At 55.5% G+C, this 16,871-nt stretch carries 15 protein-coding genes; 8 read left to right on the top strand and 7 right to left on the bottom strand.

Annotated features, from left to right (window positions below):
- Nucleotides 1-30 precede the first annotated feature (30 nt).
- Both M8013_RS05565 and M8013_RS05560 read left to right on the top strand, forming a co-directional pair.
- Entirely contained in the window at nucleotides 31-1,140 is a 1,110-nt protein-coding gene (locus tag M8013_RS05565) for an efflux RND transporter periplasmic adaptor subunit (protein WP_271266813.1), read from the top strand.
- Nucleotides 1,137-4,232: an efflux RND transporter permease subunit gene (locus M8013_RS05560; protein ID WP_271266812.1), complete on the top strand. Its 3,096-nt coding sequence runs from the start codon at nucleotides 1,137-1,139 to the stop codon at nucleotides 4,230-4,232. Before M8013_RS05565 ends, M8013_RS05560 begins: the two co-directional genes overlap by 4 nt.
- Before the next feature lie 52 nt (nucleotides 4,233-4,284).
- Here M8013_RS05560 and M8013_RS05555 read toward each other — a convergent pair whose 3' ends face one another.
- Nucleotides 4,285-4,611: an EthD family reductase gene (locus M8013_RS05555; RefSeq protein WP_271266811.1), complete on the bottom strand. Its 327-nt coding sequence runs from the start codon at nucleotides 4,609-4,611 to the stop codon at nucleotides 4,285-4,287.
- A 156-nt stretch (nucleotides 4,612-4,767) separates the two neighbouring features.
- Between M8013_RS05555 and M8013_RS05550 the strand changes: the two genes are divergently transcribed.
- Nucleotides 4,768-5,679 carry a LysR family transcriptional regulator gene (locus M8013_RS05550; RefSeq protein ID WP_271266810.1) on the top strand — a complete coding sequence of 304 codons (912 nt, stop codon included), beginning with the start codon at nucleotides 4,768-4,770 and terminating at the stop codon, nucleotides 5,677-5,679.
- Here M8013_RS05550 and M8013_RS05545 read toward each other — a convergent pair whose 3' ends face one another.
- Nucleotides 5,680-6,789 (bottom strand): alkene reductase, encoded by a 1,110-nt coding sequence (locus M8013_RS05545; RefSeq protein ID WP_271266809.1) that lies wholly within the window; start codon nucleotides 6,787-6,789, stop codon nucleotides 5,680-5,682.
- A gap of 162 nt (nucleotides 6,790-6,951) precedes the next feature.
- Entirely contained in the window at nucleotides 6,952-8,001 is a 1,050-nt protein-coding gene (locus M8013_RS05540; protein WP_271266808.1) for an NAD(P)-dependent alcohol dehydrogenase, read from the bottom strand.
- 112 nt (nucleotides 8,002-8,113) lie between these two features.
- On the opposite strand from M8013_RS05540, the gene M8013_RS05535 reads away from it, so the two are divergent.
- Entirely contained in the window at nucleotides 8,114-8,509 is a 396-nt protein-coding gene (locus M8013_RS05535) for a winged helix-turn-helix transcriptional regulator (RefSeq protein ID WP_271266807.1), read from the top strand.
- A 15-nt stretch (nucleotides 8,510-8,524) separates the two neighbouring features.
- On the opposite strand, the gene M8013_RS05530 is transcribed toward M8013_RS05535, so the two are convergent.
- Nucleotides 8,525-9,433, bottom strand: coding sequence for a LysR family transcriptional regulator (locus tag M8013_RS05530; RefSeq protein WP_271266806.1), 909 nt, complete (start codon nucleotides 9,431-9,433; stop codon nucleotides 8,525-8,527).
- 103 nt (nucleotides 9,434-9,536) lie between these two features.
- Between M8013_RS05530 and M8013_RS05525 the strand changes: the two genes are divergently transcribed.
- Nucleotides 9,537-10,748, top strand: a complete 1,212-nt coding sequence (locus M8013_RS05525; protein WP_271266805.1) for an MFS transporter — start codon at nucleotides 9,537-9,539, stop codon at nucleotides 10,746-10,748.
- Nucleotides 10,749-10,784: 36 nt separating this feature from the next.
- On the opposite strand, the gene M8013_RS05520 is transcribed toward M8013_RS05525, so the two are convergent.
- On the bottom strand, nucleotides 10,785-11,285 hold the full coding sequence (locus M8013_RS05520) for a DMT family transporter (protein WP_271266804.1): 501 nt from the start codon (nucleotides 11,283-11,285) through the stop codon (nucleotides 10,785-10,787).
- Nucleotides 11,286-11,397: 112 nt separating this feature from the next.
- Here M8013_RS05520 and M8013_RS05515 point away from each other — a divergent pair, with 112 nt between their 5' ends.
- Entirely contained in the window at nucleotides 11,398-12,318 is a 921-nt protein-coding gene (locus M8013_RS05515) for a LysR family transcriptional regulator (RefSeq protein ID WP_271266803.1), read from the top strand.
- A gap of 45 nt (nucleotides 12,319-12,363) precedes the next feature.
- Here M8013_RS05515 and M8013_RS05510 read toward each other — a convergent pair whose 3' ends face one another.
- The gene (locus tag M8013_RS05510) at nucleotides 12,364-12,846 is read right to left on the bottom strand and encodes a glutathione peroxidase (protein WP_271266802.1); all 483 of its coding nucleotides are present in this window, start codon (nucleotides 12,844-12,846) and stop codon (nucleotides 12,364-12,366) included.
- 361 nt (nucleotides 12,847-13,207) lie between these two features.
- Between M8013_RS05510 and M8013_RS05505 the strand changes: the two genes are divergently transcribed.
- A complete protein-coding gene (locus M8013_RS05505) occupies nucleotides 13,208-15,262 on the top strand; it encodes a TonB-dependent receptor (RefSeq protein WP_271266801.1) in 2,055 nt (684 codons plus the stop codon).
- A 55-nt stretch (nucleotides 15,263-15,317) separates the two neighbouring features.
- Nucleotides 15,318-16,541, top strand: coding sequence for a YncE family protein (locus M8013_RS05500; RefSeq protein ID WP_271266800.1), 1,224 nt, complete (start codon nucleotides 15,318-15,320; stop codon nucleotides 16,539-16,541).
- A gap of 46 nt (nucleotides 16,542-16,587) precedes the next feature.
- Here the strand turns inward: M8013_RS05500 and M8013_RS05495 are convergent, their stop codons facing one another.
- Nucleotides 16,588-16,836, bottom strand: coding sequence for a hypothetical protein (locus M8013_RS05495; RefSeq protein ID WP_271266799.1), 249 nt, complete (start codon nucleotides 16,834-16,836; stop codon nucleotides 16,588-16,590).
- Nucleotides 16,837-16,871 lie beyond the last annotated feature (35 nt).

Raw genomic sequence — 16,871 nt, 5'->3', positions numbered from 1 at the left:
TCCTGTCCTTTTCATTTTTTAAGGGTTCCCATGCTCAGGCTTAAATCCGCCCGTTTTGTCGTTTGCCTCCTCCCTTTTGCGCTGGTGGCCTGCGGCGACAATTCCACTAATGACGATCCGCGCACGCATCCACCCCTGGTCAGATCCGTATCCGTCAAACCTGCGGACGATAATTTACGGACGTTTACTGGCGTGGTGGTTGCCAGAACGCAAAGCGATCTTGGCTTCAGGGTGCAGGGTAAGATCCTTGCGCGCCTGGTTGATACCGGGCAGCAGGTGAAACGCGGTCAGCCGCTGATGCGGCTGGATCCGGCGGATCTCAGGCTGCAGGCGCAGGCTCAGCAACGGACCGTTGATGCCGCCCAGGCACGGGCAAAAAAAGCGGCCAGTGATGAGGCTCGTTATCGCAGCATTGTTAGCTCAGGCGCTATTTCTGCCGCAGATTACGACCAGATTAAAGCGGCGGCAGACACGGCTAAGGCGGAGCTCAGCGCGGCCCAGGCTCAGGCAAATGTGGCGCAAAACGCGATGGGTTATGCCGTGTTGCTGGCCGATGCGGACGGTAGGGTGATGGAGACGCTCGCGGAACCGGGTCAGGTGGTCAGCGCCGGGCAGACGGTGATCCGGCTGGCCCGATCGGGGCAGCGTGAGGCGCTTGTGCAACTACCCGAAACCCTGCGACCTACGGTAGGCAGTCCGGCTCAGGCAATGCTCTACGGCAGCGAAAAACACCCTGTCGCCGCCAGACTGCGGCTACTTTCCGATTCAGCAGATGCGATGACCCGTACTTACGAAGCCCGGTACGTGCTGGACGGCATGCTGGCAAACGCGCCGCTGGGCGCAACCGTAACGCTGAAAATCGAAGAAAACAGAGACGAAGGTCAGGTCATGCAGGTCCCACTGGCTTCGATTTACGATGCGGGTAAAGGTCCGGGGGTCTGGCGAATTTCTGCGCAGCCTGCAAAAGTCACCTGGAAGTCGGTTAAGGTGCTCAGTGTGAGTGATGATGCGGCGCAGGTGAGCGGTGAAGTGCAGCCCGGTGAGACGATCGTTGCTTTAGGGGCACATCTTCTGCATGAAGGCGAAGCTGTCCGGGTGGCTGAACAACAGAATACAGCGCAGGCGGAGAGTAAACCATGAGCGAAAAAAGGTTTAACCTCTCAGCGCTCGCGGTTCGTGAACGCTCAATAACCTTGTTTCTGATTATCCTCATTACCGTTGCCGGTATTTTGGCGTTTTTTGGCCTCGGGCGAGCGGAAGATCCCCCGTTCACGGTTAAGCAGATGACCATCATCAGCGTCTGGCCCGGCGCTACCGCGCAGGAAATCCAGGATCAGGTTGCCGACCCCCTGGAAAAACGTCTGCAGGAACTCAAATGGTACGACCGAACGGAAACTTATACCCGTCCGGGCATGGCATTCATCACCCTGTCATTACAGGACAAAACGCCGCCTTCTCAGGTTCAGGAACAATTCTATCAGGCGCGAAAGAAGCTTGGAGATGAAGCAAAAAATCTCCCCGTCGGCGTGATGGGGCCGATGATTAATGATGAATTCTCCGATGTTACCTTTGCCCTTTTTGCCCTGAAAGCCAAAGACGAACCCCAGCGTTTGTTAGTACGCGATGCCGAGGCGCTGCGCCAGCAGTTCCTGCATGTTCCTGGCGTAAAGAAAGTGAATATCATCGGAGAACAGGCTGAGCGAATCTACATCGCCTTCTCGCATGAACGCCTGGCAACGATTGGGCTATCGCCACAGGATATTTTCTCTGCGCTAAACAGCCAGAACGCATTAACGCCCGCAGGGTCAATTGAGACTCACGGGGCACAGATTTTTATCCGCCTCGATGGTGCGTTCGACAAACTGCAAAAGATCCGCGACACGCCGTTTATTGCGCAAGGCAAAACGCTCAAGCTGTCCGACATTGCAACGGTCGAACGCGGTTATGAAGAACCGCCCACCCTGCAGATTCGTAATCAGCATGAACCGGCTCTGCTGCTGGGTGTGGTAATGCGTGAAGGCTGGAATGGTCTGGATCTGGGTAAAGCACTGGATGCCGAAACAGCAAAAATTAACGACAACATGCCGCTGGGTATGACCCTGACGAAAGTGACCGATCAGTCCGTGAATATCCGTTCAGCGGTCGATGAGTTTATGATCAAATTCTTCGTCGCTTTGCTCGTCGTGATGGCGGTATGTTTCGTCAGCATGGGATGGCGTGTTGGAGTGGTGGTTGCGGCAGCGGTGCCGCTGACGCTGGTCGTTGTTTTTGTCGTGATGGCCGCCTCCGGGAAAAACTTTGACCGCATAACCTTGGGCTCCCTTATTCTCGCCCTGGGCTTACTGGTTGATGATGCCATTATCGCTATCGAAATGATGGTCGTTAAAATGGAGGAGGGCTACGACAGAATCAAAGCCTCCGCCTATGCCTGGAGCCATACCGCCGCGCCGATGCTGGCGGGCACCCTGGTGACGGCTGTGGGTTTTATGCCTAATGGTTTCGCACAATCGACCGCCGGGGAATACACCAGCAATATGTTCTGGATCGTCGGCATCGCCCTGATTGCCTCGTGGGTCGTTGCCGTTGTTTTCACACCCTATCTGGGCGTGAAAATGCTGCCGGAAATTGCCAGGGTGGAAGGGGGGCATGCCGCAATTTATGACACGCCTCGCTATAACCGCTTTCGCCGCCTGCTGACCCGCGTTATCGCCAGAAAATGGCTCGTGGCCAGTAGCGTAGTCGTCGTTTTCACGCTGGCGGTGTTGAGTATGGGCCTGGTGAAAAAGCAATTTTTCCCCACCTCCGATCGCCCTGAAGTGCTGGTTGAAGTGCAAATGCCCTATGGCACCTCTATCGAGCAAACCAGCAATGCAGCCGTCAAAATAGAGAAATGGCTGAAAAAACAGCCCGAAGCCAAAATCGTGACGGCTTACATTGGTCAGGGTTCCCCCCGTTTTTATCTGGCAATGGCACCCGAATTACCCGATCCATCTTTTGCGAAGATCATTGTGATGACGGACAGTCAGGCGTCACGTGAGGCGCTCAAGTTGCGGCTTCGGGAAGCGGTTGCCAGCGGCCTGGCACCTGAAGCGCGCGTGCGCGCGACACAGTTGGTGTTTGGTCCCTATTCACCTTTCCCGGTTGCATGGCGTGTTATGGGACCGGATCCCGATAAACTGCGTGACATTGCGGACAGGGTCAAGGCTGTGCTGCAGGCAAGCCCGATGATGAGAACCGTTAATTCCGACTGGGGCTCAAAGGTTCCAGCACTCCATTTCACCCTCGATCAGGACCGTCTGCAGGCAACCGGTTTAACGTCAAACAGCGTTGCCCAGCAGCTGCAGTTCCTGTTATCGGGTGTGCCCATTACCTCTGTGCGGGAAGATATTCGCGCGGTACAGGTTGCGGGGCGCGCCGCAGGGGATATACGCCTTGATCCGGCAAAGATTGAGGGCTTTACTCTGGTCGGCAATGAAGGCCAACGCATACCGCTTTCTCAAATCGGAGAGGTCGAGGTCAGAATGGAAGACCCCATCCTGCGCCGTCGCGATCGCACGCCCACCATTACCGTGCGGGGGGATATTGCGGAAAACCTTCAGCCGCCGGATGTTTCTTCAACAATGATAAAACAGCTGCAACCGATCGTTGATTCGCTTCCACCTGGATACCGTATTGAAATGGCCGGCTCGATTGAAGAGTCGGGTAAAGCGACTCAGGCAATGGCACCGTTGTTCCCCATTATGATTGCCCTGACGCTACTGATCATCATTCTGCAGGTGCGTTCAATGTCGGCCATGGTCATGGTTTTCCTTACCGCGCCGCTGGGACTTGTCGGTGTGGTTCCAACGCTGCTGCTTTTCAACCAGCCGTTTGGCATCAATGCGCTTGTCGGCTTGATCGCGCTTTCGGGAATTCTTATGCGTAATACGCTGATCCTCATCGGGCAAATCCATCATAACGAGCAGCAAGGTCTCGCCCCTTTCCATGCCGTGGTGGAAGCAACGGTGCAGCGGGCCCGACCGGTTTTACTGACGGCGATGGCCGCTATTCTGGCGTTCATACCGCTGACCCATTCTGTGTTCTGGGGAACCCTGGCCTACACGCTGATTGGCGGAACGCTGGGCGGGACTATCATTACGCTTGTTTTCCTGCCCGCGATGTATGCGATCTGGTTCAAAATTCGCCCTGCGGTGCAAACCGAAACGGAAAAGCAGCAGGGGAGCCGGATATGATCTTCACCTCTCTTTTTAGGTAGCTAAAGGTCGATATACCGCTTTCAGTAGGCTACCGCTTCCTGATCTCGGTAATGTACGTAATTGCGGCGTGCTCAACGAAATTGGGCACGTCGTCATAGGCTTCTTTCCCGACAGGGGAATCAAACGCGGCGATGGCGTCTTCCAGCGAGTCAAACCACAGTTCCGAGAAGCCATCGACCGGCGAATCAGGGTATTTTTCCCGATCGATGGGATTCAGGACATACCCTCGTAAGCCCGGCAGCCTGAGGGTGATGGCGGTGTGCACCTCGTCCCAGTGTTGAACAAACTCTTCAAAACTCTGACCTTTTTTGCGGGTCAAAAAACCCACATGTTTAAAGCCCTGAACAGCTGACATGATCTTCTCCTGTATTGATAAAGGAGATGACTATGATTGTTTTTTTATTCGGGATAAATCGGCTTACGGTTGTCACAATGAGGACATAGATTCCACAATGCAGCCACCGTTGTGGGTTATCTTATGGCATACGGTCACTACCATTGACGGGAAACTATGCGAAGAACAGATCATCTGGGCGGTATCACGGCGTTTGTCACCACGGCCCAGCAGGGGAGTTTTACGGCGGCCGCTGAAAAACTGGGGCTGACCAAGTCAGCCGTGGGGAAAAGTGTCAGCCGGCTTGAAGAACGTCTTGGCCTGAAACTGTTTCAGCGCTCGACGCGCCGACTCAGCCTGACGCCGGATGGGGAGCGATTTCTGGCCAGCTGTCAGAGCGCCATCGATATCCTGGAGCAGGCCGAGGCGGAACTGACCTCGCATCTCTTTCAGCCCTCGGGCCGACTCCGGGTTGATCTCCCGGCCGCCTTCGGGCGTCAGCGCATTCTGCCGATCCTGCTGCAAATTACCCGTCGCTACCCGGAGCTGGCGTTGACCGTCACCTTCAGCGAGCGACTGGTTGATCTGATAGAAGAGGGGATTGACCTGGTCATTCGCATCGGCGAACTGGCAGACAGCAGCGGCCTGGTCGCCAGACGGCTGACAACGCAAAAACTGGTGATTTGCGCCTCGCCAGACTACCTGCTGCATCATGGCGAACCCGAGAGCCCCGCTGAACTCAGCCAGCATCAGTGCGTTGTCGGTTTTCGGCGCAATCAGCCCATTTCCTGGCTATTGAAGGAGAGTGACGGCCAGATAAGCCGCTATACGCCGCCGCCGACGCATGAGTTTGGCGACGGTGATGCGATGCTCGCCGCCACGCTGGCGGGGGGCGGTTTATCTCAGCTACCCCTGTGGCTGGTGGGTAAATACCTGGCGAGCGGTGAGCTGCGGGAGGTGCTGTCGGGCCATTCCGGTGGCGAGATGCCGATCAGCGCGCTGTGGCCGAAAAGCCGCCAGCTGCTGCCAAAAATTCGCTACGTGGTGGACACGCTGGTTAAGGCAGCCGATGACGGCCAGCTTGATTAATTATTCCGGGCTATCGGACCAGAAAGGGTAATCCGTATATCCTTGCTCGTCACCGCCGTACAGGGTTTCCCGGTTGACGTTGTTCAGCGGCCAGTCATTGGCCAGGCGCTCTGCGAGGTCCGGGTTCGCGATGTAAGGGCGGCCAAAGCCAATAAGGTCGGCTTTCCCTTGCTGGAGGTACGCTTCGGCCCGCTGTTTGTCAAAACCACCGGCAATAATCAACGGGCCGTCAAAGGCCGCGCGAAACTTATCGGTAAACCCAGCCGGAATAGCCTGTTCACCTAATGTCTGCTGATCGCTCAAATGCACATACGACAGCGAACGTTTGCTGAGCTTCTCGGCCAGCAGTAACCATGTTTCTTCTTCGCCTTCGAAGGGGTGCATATCAAACAGGCGTCCGAACGGCGCCAGACGGATCCCCGTGTTACCGGCCCCGATGGCCGCAGATATAGCATCCGTCACGTCCAGCACAAAGCGCAGGCGATGTTCGGGATCGGGGCCACCGTATTCATCCTGGCGGGTATTCAGTCCACCGTTGATAAACTGCTCAAGGAGATAGCCATTGGCGGCGTGGATTTCAACCCCATCAAAACCGGCATCAATGGCATTTTTAGCGGCCTGGACGTAATCCTGCACGATAGCGTTAATCTCAGGCACTGAGAGAGCACGGGGTTCGGATACCGGAACCGGGCCCGGCTGGCCGTTTTCATTTCGGGCATAGCACGTTGAGTTATTCGCTTTTACGGCCACGGAACTGACCGGAGACTGCCCGTTGTGCTGCAAACTGTGGTGAGAAATTCGGCCTACGTGCCAGAGCTGGATATATATTTTGCCACCAGCCTCGTGCACCGATTGCGTTACCTGTTGCCATCCCTGCACCTGGGCGTCGTTATAGATACCGGGCGTAAAGAGATAACCCTGTCCCTGAACGGAAATTTGCGATCCTTCGGTAATAATCAGGCCTGCCGATGCCCGCTGCTGATAGTATTTTGCGGTCAGCGCATCGGCAGTATCACCCACCGTGGCGCGAGACCGTGTCATGGGTGCCATCACCACGCGGTTAACTAATTCAGCGTCACCTGCTTTGAAGGGTGTGAATAACCTTTCCATTTTTATCTCCTGAACGAAAAGAAATATAATGGTTGGATCGATGCCATAAGAGAACCGCTATCTGTTCCGATCAGAGTTGCCATTAATTCTACAAAATCGGCTCTGGCTCCGGTGATTTAAAACGACGGGAATAATATGCACCTATTATTGCCCGTCACTCCGTTACCAGCGCGTCGCCTGCATATCAATAACAAAGCGATACTTCACGTCGCCTTTGAGCATACGGGCAAAGGCCGTTTCGATATCTTCGCCCGCGATCGTTTCAATATCGGCGGTAATATTGTGCTCGCCGCAGAAGTCCAACATCTGCTGGGTTTCCTGAATGCTGCCAATTGACGATCCGCTGATGCTTAAACGGCGAAACACCATAGGCGTAATATTCGGCGCGGTGTGTGGCTGGTCTGGAATGCCGACCAACACCAGGCGGCCATTGGTTTTCAAGGCCGCCAGATACGGGTCCAGATCGTGCGGGGCTGCGACGCAGTCAATAATAAAATCCAGCGAGGTCTGGCAGGCGGCCATTTGCGCGGCATCGCGTGAAACCACGACCTGTTTTGCCCCCAGACGACGGGCATCGTTGCCTTTTTCCGGGGAAGTGGTAAACAGCGTCACCTCCGCGCCCATCGCGCTGGCCAGCTTAACGGCCATATGGCCCAGGCCTCCCAGCCCAACAACCCCAACCCGATCGCCTGCTTTGACGTTGAAATGACGCAGCGGCGACCATACCGTTACGCCCGCACACAGCAGTGGGGCAACCCCGGCAAGCGGCAGATTTTGCGGAACCGAAACCACAAAATGTTGATCGACAATCACGCTTTGCGCGTAGCCGCCCCGGGTTCTGTCGCCGGTGTATTTATCAATGCCGTTGTAGGTCGCGGTAAACCCCGCTTCACAATACTGTTCTTCGTGGGTCTTGCAGAAATGGCACTCGCGGCAGGAGTCGACCATCACGCCGACACCGACGATATCACCGGGTTTAAACTGGGTAGCTTCGTCACCCACCGCCACGACGCGCCCGACAATCTCATGCCCTGGCACCAGTGGATACTGGCTCACCGCCCATTCGTTACGCGCCATATGGAGATCGGAGTGGCACACGCCGCAATAGAGGATCTCGATTTTGACATCTTGCTTCTGTAACGAGCGCAGCGCAATCTGGCCGGATAGTAAGGGTTGTGCCGCGTCATGGGCGACTAATGCGTTGATTTTCATCGTACCTCAGGAATGTGCTGGTTTTGGCTAACTCAAGAGGGCAGACTATAAATAACGAGGTTCCATATTGATAGTAGTCACCATTTGGTGACCATAAGCAGAGGACAGAACAGTGCCAGCCTGGGTTGACGGTAAACTCTTTTTCTATGCGGACTCGCCGCCGCGCCGCCTGATGGAACTCTTTTCCGTTAAATGGAGCACAATGGTGCTGCACGCGCTGTATCACTGGCCGGAAGAACGTGCTCGCACCGGCGAGTTGCAGCGTAGCCTGCAGGGAATTTCCAAGAAAATGCTGTTCCAGACGCTGAAAGAGCTGGAGATGCGAGGCTTAATTGCCCGCCATGTGTATGACGTGATCCCGCCCAAAGTTGATTACCGACTGACCGCGCTTGGCCGAACCTTTGCCGAACCCATTGAGCAAATGTACCAATGGGGATTAGAACATGAGTCCGCACTCGATAGCATGGAAGCTTGTTATCAGACGGCGTCCAACACTAATGTGCCGTGACGAGCGGGTGCTCACTCAGGAAAGTGCGCTCAAATGCTGATGCATAAAATCAATGAGCGCTCTTGTTTTGGCGGGCAAATAACGCCTGTCGGAATACAGTGCGAACAATTGCAATGGGGCTGCCGATTGTTCAAACGTCACTTCGATAAGCCGCCCATCATCAATGTAGGGCTGGCAGGCCTGTTTCGACAGAATGGCAAACCCGACACCGGCGATTGCAGCGCGTCCTGCCATCTCTCCGCTGTTGACCCGATAATGCGCGTTAACCTTGATGGTCTCGAATCCCCCCTTTGCATTAACAAACTGCCAGGGCGCGCCTTTCAGGGCACTGACCGTGGTAATACAGGGTAATTCTTCAAGCTGTTTAATATGAGAAGGGGGGCCATAACGCTGAATAATGGCGGGGGCGGCAACAATGGTGCAAGGGATAGTCATCAGATGACGAGCGATGTAATCACTGTCATCCATCTTACCTCGGGAAATAATGACGGCCAGATCCAGGTCGTCTCTCAGGGACTCTAAACCTGACAAATTTGTGACACAGCTGATCTCGAGATCCGGGTACTGGCAGGCAAAATCGGCAATAACAGAACCCAGCAAGGCAGGGCCGATTTCATTAGGAATACAGATACGTAACGGGCCCTTGAGCTGCATTTGCCGTAACGTTAATTCTGTTTCAGTTTGCTCGAGCGCCTCCAGTAATGGCTTCGCCCGGGAATAGAGCAGGTGGCCTGCCTGGGTGAGTTTCATATGGCGGGTACTGCGCTCAATGAGCTGAAGATTGAGTTTATCTTCTAACTGAGAAATACAACGACTCACATTCGATGTCGGCATTTCAAGGACGCGTGCGGCCCCGACAAAACTGTCTTTCTCAACCACGGCAATGAACACTTTCAGGGTCGTAAAATCAAGCGCCGGACGCATGGATTATCCCATAAATGATAATAATAAGAGCCATTTTTACCATCTAATGGACGCTTTTGATAGCGGGTAAACTCGGGTATCTTTCATCCACAGGTTCCTTGCCATGTCACCGGTCACACCGACGTTTAATCATCACGCCCTCATGCGGATAGCCATCGTAATGGCTTTTATCCAGTTCACGAATGCGCTGGAATATATGGCGTTCAACCCTGTTTTTGCTTTTATGGCAGCAGATTTCGCCGTTCCCGTCTCCTTCTCAGGCTACGTGTCCGGGATGTACACCTCGGGTGCGGTCCTGTCGGGCTTTATCGCCTTTTACTGGATGGGGGGTTGCAATAAAAAACGTTTTTTATTCGTCAATATGGCACTACTCGGCCTCCTGACGCTGTTAACGACATACATTTCCAGTTTTAGTCTGCTGCTGACATTACGCTTCTGTGCAGGTTTGGTTGGCGGGACGACAATGGGGGTGGGAACAAGTCTGTTGATCAATAACGCCCCGGCGCACTTGCGCGGAAAAATGTTAGCCACGGTGATTGCGTCATTTTCGCTGGTGAGTATTGTTGGCATGCCTACCGTATTATATTTGTGTACCAATTATGGTTGGCATATCGCGTTGTGGTTAATAAGCCTGTTTTGTTTACTGGCGTTACCCCTGATTATCTCCATTATTCCCCAGGATCCAGTCTCTTCAGAATCGCTTCCCCCGCAGCGCCTGGACAGGGACACTTTACTGTTCGCGTCCTGTAATGCGCTGGTACAGTTTAGCCCCATGCTGGTGATTCCTGTTCTGGTTCCCTTGTTAACCCGGCAGTTGGGCGCGTCGCAAGACCTGTTGCCCTGGCTGTTTTTCGCCGGGGGAATTGCGGGGTATCTGTCGACAAAAATAACCGTTCTAATAACGTCCCGTTATTCTGCTTTGATTCTGGCTACTGGCTCAACCCTGGTCTTTATACTGAGTTTGCTGATCCCCATTCTCGGCTATCAGCATGCGGCGTTATTTATCACTGTATTTCTCGGTGCCTCATACAGTCGTCTGGTGTCGTCTTCGGTGGTTACGATGCAGTTTCCTGAGGACAGCCAACGCGCGGGATTCTCTTCATTACAAACATCCATAATGTATTTAATGACCACCGCCGCATTTTTCCTGTCCGCTTATCTGTTCCCCGATGGTGGCATGGCACCACAGGATGTGAATAAGCTGCTGACGGTCTGTGCCATTTCCGCATCAGGATTCCCTGTAATCATTATTCTTCTGCAGAAGAAGCTGGCTAAACGGACACTTAATTTTTGTCACATGGAGTCTGACTCATGAGCATAAATATACGACCCGCTTAAGCCACTGATGTATTCAGGATCTTGCCTGACTGGAAACGCGCATTTTTGTTTCCCCGGTAGCGCTTCCTGCGTGCTGAATCAGCACCGCGCCGATAAGGATCATCGCCACCCCGGCGAGCCGGGCAAGCGTTACCGGGCGGGGGGTGAGGCCCATCAGACCACAATGGTCGACCAGCACCGCCGCGACCATCTGACCGGCCACCACCAGCACGAGGAAACCCGCAGCACCCAGCTTCGGTGTAAGTGCAGCCGCGCTGATGACATAAACCGCGCCAAGTATCCCGCCAACCCACAGCCACCAGGGGCCCTGTAAGGCATTATTGATTCGCGGCGCCGGGACCTTGAGAAACCACAGCAGAGGCAGCACCACGAGTATGCTGACCGTCAGTGAGACGAGGGCTCCCCACAGCGGGTGCCCCAGCGCCTTACCGATCGCGCCATTGCTCGTGGCCTGAAAAGGCAGCACGGTACCGGCAAGAAATGCCATTACTGCCGGGATGAATGTCAAAATCATGGCCTTACTGAACATGTGATACCTCTGTATACGTGGGGGACGCGATGGAGGCATTCTTCACTATCAGTTATATTTATTGAAATCGTTTATACGCATGCAGGATATGCACGAAATGGATGAACTGCGAAAGATCGATCTCAATCTGCTGCTGACGCTGCACGCTCTGCTGACTGAAAAGCATGTCACCCGCGCGGCGGTCAGGCTGCATCGCAGCCAGCCAGCCGTCAGCCATGCGCTGGCGCAACTGCGGGATCACTTTGACGACCCGCTACTGATCCGTAAAAACGGCAAGATGACGCTGTCAGCCAGGGCGCAAACGCTGCTTCCCCCGCTTGAGGCCTCGTTGTACGGACTGAATAACCTGGTGGGTTCGCCGGAATTCGATCCGTCAACGACGAAGAGACGCTTTCGCATCGCCATGTCAGACTACGCGGCGCGGATTGTATTGCCGTCTTTGCTTGTTTATCTGCGTCAGAATGCACCCGGATTTGACCTCGCTATCAGCCAGGCAAGCCGGGAAATGATGCTGGCGCAGCTTGAAGAGGGGGAAGTGGATCTGGCGCTGGGCGTTTTCCCTGCGGCCGGGAGTGCAATACAGAAAGAAACGCTTTTCACGGAACAGTTTATCTGTCTGGCCGATCGGGGCTTTCTGCCAGAGAATGGCCAGTTGACGCTGGAAGAATGGCTGGCTAAACCGCATGTGATGTTGGCCCTGCTGCCGGATGCCGTGGATGAGATTGAAAAGGCCCTGATAGCGCGGGGCCTGAAGCGCCACATTTGCGTGGCATTACCTCACTGGAGCGCGGCGGTCAGTCTGCTTCCGGGAACCGACCTGGTGCTGACCGTTGCCAGCCGCTCTGTGATACCTGAGCGGTATCATGAATCGCTCAGCCGTTTTGAGCCGCCGTTGCCGCTGTCCGCTTTCAACTATGAGCAGGCCTGGCATAGCAGGAAAAACACCGATCCGGCGCACCAGTGGCTACGCCGGGCAATCGTGATGAGCTGTGAACATTTCATCCCCCACGATGCGTGATGCTCCGCTAACCTTACACAAAGAGTTGCTGGAAACGCCTTACAGTTACATTTCAAGTGCTGCAACGATGGCGGCTTCCATTTTCTCTGGGGTGGTGATTGGGGCAAAACGCGTGAGGGGTTTGCCGTCGCGTCCGATGAGGAACTTGGTGAAGTTCCACTTGATTCGTCCACCCAGCACCCCGGGCAACTCGGCTTTCAGATACCGAAACACCGGGTGCGCTCCACTGCCGTTGACCTCCACTTTCTCGAACATCGGGAAAGTCACACCGTAGTTGATCTGACAGGTCTGGACGATGTCGTCGGCGTTGCCGGGTTCCTGCTTACCGAACTGGTTGCAGGGGAAACCCAGCACCACCAGCCCCAGGGCCGCGTACTTTGTGTAGAGCGTTTCCAGGCCTGCGTATTGTGGCGTAAAGCCACAGTGGCTGGCGGTATTCACCACCAGAACCAGCTTGCCCGCGTAGTCGGCCATCGGGATATTCTGGCCTTGCAGGCTGGTGGCCGTCAGTTGATGAAAGGGGGTCATGGCAAAATCCTCATAGCAGAACCATTACGACGTCGGCAGGGCTTTCTTCGGGCCACACTCATTACACTCATCTTCTTATATCCCTTTTTCATTAATCCAGTCAGCACATGCCCGCCAATAATGGTGGTTGAGAATGATTTGCATTAACAAATGTAAAGATTTATCGTTTGTAACATCATTTTACGCCCGTCAACATTGCTCATCGCTCCCATTAAGAGGGGCAAGGGCGGCTTTTGCCTGAAATATGCTACAGGGTCGGGCGTACTGGCCGCAAGACATTGTCGTTTCACGACATTCTTATTACCAACAGGAATGTTTTTTTCTGGACAAGGGAGAGAGTCCGCTGCGGCTCAGACATATTATGGTCACGTTGAAAAAAGTAGGGATTAATTTTGCCGGAGGGGTAACGCCTCTTCTGTTTGGTCTGTTCTCGGCGCTGCCTGGCAGTGCCAGCGCGGCCGAGGTGAATGAAGAGAGTTATCAGGATCAAGAGACCTTGATTGTCACCGGTGAAAAAACCGCGCGTTCAATTCTTGATACCGGCTCGAGCGTTGAGGTCTTCGACAGCCGCCGCATCGACAGCCTGCCAGGGGCCGAAACGGTGACAGACCTGATGCGCCTCACCGCCAACACCGTTGATATTGGTATCGGTAACGATCTGCCTACCGTGCGCGGGGTGGACGGTTCCGGGCCCAGCACCGGCGCAGGGGCGTTTCTCAGCGGCACCCGACCGCGTCTGAGTCTCTCTTTGGATGGGCGTTCACTGACCTATAACGAGCAGGCTTATGGCCCGCAAACCTTGTGGGATATGGAGCGCGTGGAGATGTTCCGCGGGCCGCAGAGTTACATTCAGGGCCGTAACGCGATTGCCGGTGCCATCGTCATGACCTCCAAAGATCCGAGCTTTGAATGGGAAAGCGCGTTCAAAGGGGGAGCCGGAAATCAGCACTCTTCCGAGCTGGCGATGATGGCTACCGGTCCGCTGGTGGAGGATCAGCTGGCATTTCGTGTCAGCGTGGATCGCCAGCGCCGTCGCAGCGATATCGACCTGCCGGCCTACGATCCGGTGGGCGATCCGCGCGAAGTGCAAACCACCAATGCGCGGGCCAAACTGCTGTTTAACCCGGCAGGATTGCCGGATGTGACCAGCAAACTGACGTTCAACCATGCCGACAGCGGCTCGCCGCAGAACGAAAGTGAAAACCCGATGCCGCACCCGACTAACCCGCGATACGACTGGCGCAGGGCGGTGTTCAAAAGCAACGTCAACAGCGGGATCTGGGATCTCTCGTGGGAGGCCGATGACGCCCTGACGCTGGAGAATAAGCTGATTTATACCGGGTACCACATTAACCGTTACGTGGCCACCGGTCTACCGAGGGCCAAAATCGACGGGCGTGAAGTGCACGTGGAGCCGGTGGCACATTTCGGCACCGCCGACAGCACCTTCCGCGGCCTGGCGGGCCTGCGCTACTTTGATGCCTCACAGGATGAGTCGGTTTACATCTTTGGTGGCTCAAATTTTACCGACGATACCCGTACCAGCTCCGCCTACGGGGAATTGACCTACGCATTGACGCCGCAGGTGGATATCACCGGTTCAAGTCGCGTAGAAAGTGAGCACCGTAAACGCATCGGCGGCAGCAACACCGTGCGCGTGGATCTCGACGAAACCTACAACGTGTTTCTGCCGAAACTCGACGTGACGTGGAAACCGGATCCGAACCAGACCTGGGGGGCGCGTATCGCCCGCGGCTATAACGCCGGTGGCGCGGGCATTACCCTGAGTGCGCCGATTACCAGCTACACCTACGACCCGGAATATGTCTGGAACTATGAGCTGTATACCCGCCACAAGCTGGATGACGCGAACCTGGTGCTGACCGGGAACCTGTTCTACAACGACTACAAAGACATGCAGTTACCCTACTACCTGGCGGCGAATTCGACGATCATCCGCAATGCCGACAAAGTCGAAACCTGGGGTGCCGAGTTTGGCGCAACCTGGACACCGGCATGGGATGTCGAATTGTTCGGTAATGTCGGTCTGCTGAAGACCCGTATTTCTGACTTCCCGGGCAGCGGGGTAGAAGGTCACGATCTGGCGCGGGCCCCGGCGTATACCGCCAATGCGGGCGCGACGTGGCGACTGGGCCAGGGCTGGGAGCTGAGCGGCAACGTCGCCTTCTCTGATTCCTACTACTCCGCCTACGATAACGATTCGCGCGGACGTATCGGCTCGTACTGGTCCGCCAACGCCCAGCTGGGGTACACCTTCCTGTATGGCCGCGCCACCGTCTTTGCGCAAAACCTGTTTGATTCCGATCGCAAGGTGATGATCAGCGGCAACGATATCTACAGCGCCACCGAGCAGCGCTCACGGCTTATTGGCGCCTCGCTGGAAGTCTGGTTCTGATAACCGCGACGGGGGCGTTCCCCCGTCATTTCCCCTTTGTGACATGGAGATCCTGATGTCTGTTACGCCGTTCCCGATACGCACGCTGGCCTCTCTGCTGGTGGCGACAACAATCACCTTTGCCGCCACGGCACAGGCTGCGGATGCCCTGATTCAGGCCAATCAGATCACGCAAAAAAGTCTGGCACCGGCTCTGGTTGAGCTGGCCTACAGTCCCAGCCAGCACGCCGTGTTTGTCAGCGCGCCAGACTGGAAAGAAGAGGCCCGCTCCCGCGTGCTGCGCCTCGATCCCAACACCCTCCAGGTACAGGCCGAAATCCCGCTTGCGGCAAAAGGCTTCGGCGTGGCGCTGGACGACCACAACCATCGCCTGTATCTGACCGAGGGGTTTAACGGTGCGGTTGGCGTGGTGGATACCCAGACCAACCGCAGCCTGCAGCCGATTGTGCTGCAGGAGAAGGTGAACCTGCATCAGGCCTACCTTAAGCACGGCCTGAGCGGCGAAAACCTGCAGTTCCTGTTAAGCGAGCTGCAGCGTTTTAAAATCACCGATGACTATCTGTATAAAGTGCGCGAGGCCCGGTATGACGCCCGAACGGGCCGGCTGTTCCTGCCGGGGCTGGGTTATGGGGTCGACAGCGTGCTGTTTGTTGTGGATACCCGCACCGGTAAGCTGGAGAAAACGCTGCCGGGCTTTGGCTTCTATGCGGTGGGAATTGCGCTGGATGAAAAAGGGCGGCGGGTGTTTGTTTCGAATATGCAGGGCCAGCTGATGACGGTGAATGCCGATACACTGGAACTGACTCGCACCGCCGAGATCCAGGCCGATCAGCTGCTGAACCTGGTCTACGACCCGACTCACAATCGGGTGCTGGGCGTCGATCAGGGGATCGACCGCGATAAGTACCGGAACCATTTCCTGCAGCAGGCCTATACCCGTCGCAGCAGCGGTCATCGCCTGTTCGCACTGGATGCCGACAGCGGCAAGCTGCTGGCGAGCGAGCCGACGGACGAGGTGCCGATTGGCGTGTTGCTGGATGAACGTGCCGGACGTGTGTATGTCGCCAACCGCAACGGGGTGCGCGTAGAGCAGGGGACAGGGACGCTGGCGGTCTTTGATGCCACCACGCTAAAACGTTTGCAGACTCTGGCATTGCCTCCGCATCCGAATAGCCTGACGCTGGATACCCGCGACAACGCGCTGTTTGTGACGGTCAAAAATGACGGTGAAGCCACCAAGGCCGCTAAGCCTGAAAGCGTAGTCCGTATCGCGCAATAACATTGCTACGCCGCCGAAAGGCGGCATTCTGCTCCCTGCTGGCCCGTTATTGCTCGGTGCCGTTGCTGCCTGGCGTGTGTCCCATGAAACCTCGAACCTGCATCAGGCTTTCGGTCATTCGGAGGTTCGCTTGTTTGAGCTTTTCTGTGCGCAGGCTGAGCGAGTTCATCTTTCCCTTGCTCTCTTCCAGCGCATTTTCGAGCTTATCGACCTCATTGGAGAGCCGGGTAACCATCATGAACAGTAGAGCAACCCCTGCAACGACAAGCGCAATTATCCACCATGACATAAACATTTAAGTCACCTTGAATGATTCCTAACGTACCTACA

This window comes from Silvania confinis (genome assembly GCF_025564085.1).
Lineage (GTDB): Bacteria > Pseudomonadota > Gammaproteobacteria > Enterobacterales > Enterobacteriaceae > Enterobacter > Enterobacter confinis.
This window is presented reverse-complemented; position numbering and strand designations above follow the sequence as displayed.